The organism is Moorena sp. SIO3A2, assembly GCF_010672265.1.
In the GTDB taxonomy this organism is placed as follows: domain Bacteria; phylum Cyanobacteriota; class Cyanobacteriia; order Cyanobacteriales; family Coleofasciculaceae; genus Moorena; species Moorena producens.
Map to the genome: position 1 here is coordinate 1 of NZ_JAAHHC010000110.1, position 5,461 is coordinate 5,461.

Consider the following 5,461-nt stretch of genomic DNA (forward strand, 5'->3'; position numbering starts at 1 on the left):
CAGTATTAGAATGTCTCTTCAAGATGCTAACCAAGTCATTTTTTCACAAGAGACTGAATGGGAACACATTGAAGATTATGGAGACCATTACCTCTAATCTCTCCTAACTGACCAAAGAAAAACCCCCGGTGGAGAGCCAGGGGTTTTTCTTTTTGTGGACAATACTGTTCACCGCTGTGCTATACTAAATGCAGAAAGCGGCTCATCCCGTGCAAAGGTAGCCGCTTTCTGTAAGTAAATCAAACTTATAGGTTGATCATAACATGGATTACGACAGCATTCAAGAGTCCTGGAAAAATAACCGGGAAGAGCGTGACATGGAACTCTCCAAGTACACTCACGAGTCCGCAGAAGATATCCTAGCGAAAGCTGGCGCACTGTTCCAGGCTTACCTTAATGGCACTGGGGTCTGTACTACCAAGCAATTAGCTGAGTATTATGGGGTTTCAGAAAATCTAGTAAACAAAACTCACAAAAATAATAAGGATGAATTTGATTCTGATGGTGTTCAAACATTATCAAGGAAAGAGTTAACTACATATAGTAAGGCTAAGGAAAACTTTTCCTTAGCCTCTTTAGGGGTTAGTAAATATACCTCTACTGCCTTAATATGGAATCCTCGCGGTGCTTTGCGTTTGGGAATGATCCTAACTAAGTCAGCAGTGGCGAAAGAAGTTCGGACATTAATGCTAGACGCTTGGCCAGAAGCTAAGCGGGTCATGTCAGAAGCTCAACAGCAGTTAAAAGAGAAGGATGCCCGGATTGCGGAACTAGAAGCTGAACTAGCTAAAACAAAGCGAAGGACTATTGAGGGGATAGTGCAGGAAGAAGCGCGGGAATGGGATATTCACTTTAATGCTGAATGGCAAGCGCACGCGGTGCGATTAGTTGGGGTGGCATGGAACTGCCCAGCAATGGGAACATTTATCAACCAAGCGGTCTATGATTGGATTCCAGCGAAGGTGATGGAACGCATCCGGCAAGTGAATCCTGTGAACCCAAAAACCAAGCGGCGAGATCGCACTCATCATCAGCATTTTACGGCTGAAGCTGATCCAGCTTTAAAAAAGAAAATTGATGATGCATTAGTAGTAATGGTAATGTCTAGCTCCCGAAAAGATTTTCTACAAAAAATCCGTGATTATCATCAGAATCAAGTGCAGCTAGTACTAGACCTTGGCTAGTTTTCCATCGCGATAAAATGAGATAGTGCAACGCCCTCCATCCGCACCGATTGGGGGGTTTTTCTTTTTGTGGACAATACTGTTCACCGCTGTGCTATAATAAATGCAGAAAGCGGGCCATCCCCTGGTAAGGAAGCCGCTCTCTAAGTCCGAACAAATCAAACATAGGTTGATCATAACATGGATTCCAGCAATAGTCAAAATTTCTCAGCTAAAGTATCTCAGCTGATTGAGTTGTTAAATGCTCCAGAATGGGAAGAGTGGACTACCGAAGAGGTGGCAGCTTTTTATGAAGTAAAAAAAGTTTACATTGTCGATTGCACTCGTAAAAACATGATTTATGAGGAAGGTGTCCCTATTGACGGAGAGACTTGGCTCCCGATACAAATCATAATGATAGGGCACTGGCTTAATGACTATAACGTGTCAAAAGTAGCAAAAGAAGTAAACATGTGGTTTTTGAACAAAGTCAAGAAAAAATAAAAAGCGACTTGACAACCCACCCGGTGAATTCACCTAAGGAATAGTTTTCCTTAGGTGAACTGAATATCAGTAATCGAACTGCTAATGTTTTTCTTTTTGTAGACAATACTGTTCACCACTGTGCTATACTAAATGCAGAAAGCGGCTCTCCCGCAAAAGACAGCCGCTTTCTAAGTCCGAAGAGATCAAACTCATAGGTTAATACTAACATGCTGACAAGTGTAACTATTCAAGCTGTTCACGATTACTCACTAGCTTTGCTCCGTGGAGAAGTGACGCCCACCCTTCAATCTAAAAGAGACGCCGCCCTCCTTTTCATTGATTTCGGAGCAGAGGGATTTTATGATGATCCTCCTGTGTTTTACCGTGCAGACAAAATGATGCATTTTTTTGACTTGACTCAAGGAAAATTTGAGTTTTGTTACGAGCTAATGAAAGATTATTTTGAAAATGCTGGAGTTGTTTCATTGATGGGAGAGACTTGGACCCCTAAAGCTTCCATAATTCTAGGACTTTTAAATCCCTCTAGTCCCGTCGGAAAAGAAGTAAAAGACATTTATCTTGCCTGTTTCCATGAACTAGACCACGATTTTAATTCAGTTAAATTGATTATAGATTATAGAGAAAGAGTCCTGTCTGCTTTGTAAAAGCATCTTCCATCGCGATAAAATGAGATAGTGCAACGCCCCCTCTTCGCACCACTAGGGGGTTTTTCTTTTTGTGGACAATATCCTAATAGGAAACGATTCCCGAAGCTCTCTGTTTGGAGGGGGAGGGTCACATCAGTACCTATCCAAAGTGCCTGCAACCCTTTCATGGCAAGGTTTTTGCCCCCCACATAGAAGGAGAAGACGGAGCTATCTTAATATTAGGAGAAGCTGCTTCCGCTGAACGGACGGATGTGGTGAGTTTGGCGGTGGGACGTCCCGCTAGTAGTAAAGCTTGCCGTTCGCGTAGCGTGGCCTACGGCCTTGCAACCGTTCGCGCAGCGGAGGCTAAAGCCGATACCGTTGGGTAGTTCACAGCACCACCCAAAAAGGTTGAGGAATTTTTGGGTGATCAACTACCTCAAACCCTTACCTGGAGTGGTTTAAAAGGTTATTGATTTTCCGCGAAATTCGTTCCTCACCCCAAGGGATGAATGTGGGCGGCCAACTGGCCAAAAAGAATAGCCCGAGTGTTAAGAAGCAATCGCGACTTTTTGGGAAATAATGGCTGTATCGCTTTCCCAGTATGGTTTATGGATTCGCGAAAAAAGAAACCCCGGCGGGTGCCAGGGTGCTCATAGGTATTTGCTCGTTCACATCATGCCATCAAGTCTGGATCAACGCCCAGTTCCCGCGATAGTGAAGAAGTCACTTTGACACTCCCCATGTATGTGAATGTGGATGTGAGTTAGACAGAGACCATAACGCCGCAATAAACATCTTAACGAGAGCCTTGAGTACGGTGGGGCACACCGGAACTAAAATTAACGCTTGGGGAGACTTGTCCTCTACTCCTTCTGGCTCCGGCTTGATCGAGCAAGACGGGTCTGTGAACCAAGAATCCCCCGGCTTATAGCCGTAGGGAGTGTCAAGTTTTGGGTTGGATATGGTACAGCTTTCTTTTGCTAATTTAAACCAACACGAAATCCTCATCTGTAATCAGGGAGGCATCTACTCCGGTCAATGAGGCAATCTCTGTTCCCGCAAATTGGATGGAGGTAGAGCTGCCGTCCTGCACAGCTTCAATCTGTCCCAAGTCATAACCAACTAGAGCGATCCTGTCGCTGGTGTCCTGGAAATCTTCGATTGTATCAACTCCATTTTCCCCAGATTGAAGAACGAATAAGTCCCGGCCTTTGCCACCACTAAGAACGTCGGAACCATTGCCGCCTACCAAGATGTCACGACCAGCTCCACCGTTCAACTGGTCCTGACCACCTCCACCATCAAGGTAATCCCGGCCTTGACCGCCGAATAAGCTATCACGACCACCGCCACCTCCAAGAGTGTCACGTCCAGCGAGTCCACGAATCACATCAGCCCCGCCTAGCCCAAGAATGGCATCAGCCTGACTGGTTCCTGTCAAAATGTCATCGGAGGAAGTCCCCAGGGTAATCTCGTTGTTTCCAATGATTTCACGAATTGGAGCGATCGTGATCGGACTTGGGTCTACTGGGTCTACTGGATCTACTGGGTCGGGAGTGCCTTCTCCATTGACAGTTATCCTGATTTCGGCAGGCTCAGATGTTAACCCATTACCATCCGTGAGGGTGTAAGTGAACACTTCTTCTTCAAAGGTTTCCCCATCATTTAGACTGTCAAAAGCTCCATTGGGTTGATAGTTGATGCTTGTAGCATCCCCTAAAGTAACAGTTGCACCACTTTCTAATACAACTTCCTGATTTTGAGGGATTTCAGTTCCGTCTGAACTAAAGAAAGTAGGAGTCAGTGGTCCATCCCCTTCATCTCTTCCGTTCCCGTTGTCGTCAAAAAGGCTTGCAAATACTTGCCCATCTTCTGCAATGCTAAAGACATCACTCTGTGCTATTGGAGCAGTAGGGGCTTCCCTAACCACTTGTATGGTAATGAACGCCCCACTAACAGTGGGGCGATTAGATTCGTTGAAGTATGAATAAGTGAACTCAAAGGGAGTTCCTTCCTCTCCCGGTTCTAAAAAGTCGAAGGCCCCATTTGGGTCGAAGACAAAGTCTCCGTTCTCTTGAAAGATAAACGTAGAGCCGTTTCCAAATGTTGCCAATGTATTGCTTGGGATAAATTGATTGCTTATTACCGCTAATAATGTCTCGCCTTCCCCTGGAACGTAGTTATCCGCTCCGCTCCCGTTGTCAGCGAAGAAATTACCTTGGAAAGGGTCTGCTTGCCCAACTTGGAAGAAATCATCTTGTAATGTCATACCGTACCTAATGCCGTAATGGGTACGCTCATTATAATTGTTAATTTCGTAACAATATCTTTTCGTTTTTTTTCTTAATGAATGCCTTAAAACCTTCCACAGAGTGACTCATAGCCATCAATCTACGCTAAACTATTTATAGCGCTATAGATTTATAGCGTTATAGTTAAGCCTTTTCCCTGCCCTCGCAGGGATTTATTGTGACCGAAAACTTCAGCCTACCTATTAGCACTCACTACAAACAAATCATCCCCACACAAACAAATTATCCCCACTATTGAGTGGGCTGAGGTCTGCTTTTCCCTCAACCATACCTGATTCCTTGCCTCGACCAACAAACAATCGAGACAAGAATGGTTAAAGTCATTATTATTGATAAAACTCTTCAACTTCTTTTTCAGTCATCTGATGTATGACCGTATAACAATGACTAGGGGCTTCACTCATTGTTACGTCTGTACTGCCTTCCACTTTTACTGTTTTTAGGTATTTGTAATCAATCGTTCTGTAATGCCCCTTGTTTTCTAACAGTTTTTGTAAAAAATTTTTGTCAGTGTCTTTAAAACTATCAATAGAATCTACAATATCCTCAAGGAGGAAAACCGATCCAATATGGGAGAAAACAGTTATTGAATGTACTGTTTCAAAAGTAATACTAAAAGTGCTGTCGCTAGATAAAGGAAGAAAATGCGTATCTAAATGATAAATATAGCTCATTAAATTATATAAATAGAAGTAAATTAAATTATACTCCAAAATGTTCCATATACCAGTGGCTGATCACTTCGATTGACGAAAGATCAGGATGAGATACACTGAGGTGGAACAAGAAGACCTCAGAAGGGTGCTCTCTTCCTCCGTCTTTGTCCGACAAGAGGGTAAGCGAGTAATTA

Annotated in this window: 6 protein-coding genes and 1 pseudogene; 5 read left to right on the top strand and 2 right to left on the bottom strand. The window is 43.8% G+C overall.

Annotation, left to right across the window (positions count from 1 at the left end; all coding sequences use genetic code 11):
- Nucleotides 1-263 precede the first annotated feature (263 nt).
- The 5 genes and pseudogenes from F6K64_RS37795 to F6K64_RS37815 all read left to right on the top strand — a co-directional run.
- Nucleotides 264-1,184, top strand: a complete 921-nt coding sequence (locus tag F6K64_RS37795) for a P63C domain-containing protein (RefSeq protein WP_287267984.1) — start codon at nt 264-266, stop codon at nt 1,182-1,184.
- Nucleotides 1,185-1,364: 180 nt separating this feature from the next.
- Nucleotides 1,365-1,667 carry a hypothetical protein gene (locus F6K64_RS37800; RefSeq protein WP_287267986.1) on the top strand — a complete coding sequence of 101 codons (303 nt, stop codon included), beginning with the start codon at nt 1,365-1,367 and terminating at the stop codon, nt 1,665-1,667.
- Between the two features lie 209 nt (nt 1,668-1,876).
- Nucleotides 1,877-2,314, top strand: coding sequence for a hypothetical protein (locus tag F6K64_RS37805; RefSeq protein WP_287267988.1), 438 nt, complete (start codon nt 1,877-1,879; stop codon nt 2,312-2,314).
- A gap of 116 nt (nt 2,315-2,430) precedes the next feature.
- A complete protein-coding gene (locus F6K64_RS37810) occupies nt 2,431-2,685 on the top strand; it encodes a hypothetical protein (RefSeq protein ID WP_287267989.1) in 255 nt (84 codons plus the stop codon).
- Between the two features lie 353 nt (nt 2,686-3,038).
- Nucleotides 3,039-3,230, top strand: a pseudogene (locus tag F6K64_RS37815) (RNA-guided endonuclease TnpB family protein); the annotation flags it as partial.
- 54 nt (nt 3,231-3,284) lie between these two features.
- Here F6K64_RS37815 and F6K64_RS37820 read toward each other — a convergent pair.
- Complete coding sequence (locus F6K64_RS37820; RefSeq protein ID WP_287267991.1) at nt 3,285-4,568, bottom strand: calcium-binding protein; 1,284 nt, start codon at nt 4,566-4,568, stop codon at nt 3,285-3,287.
- 369 nt (nt 4,569-4,937) lie between these two features.
- Nucleotides 4,938-5,285 (bottom strand): hypothetical protein, encoded by a 348-nt coding sequence (locus F6K64_RS37825; protein ID WP_287267992.1) that lies wholly within the window; start codon nt 5,283-5,285, stop codon nt 4,938-4,940.
- Between the last annotated feature and the right edge of the window lie 176 nt (nt 5,286-5,461).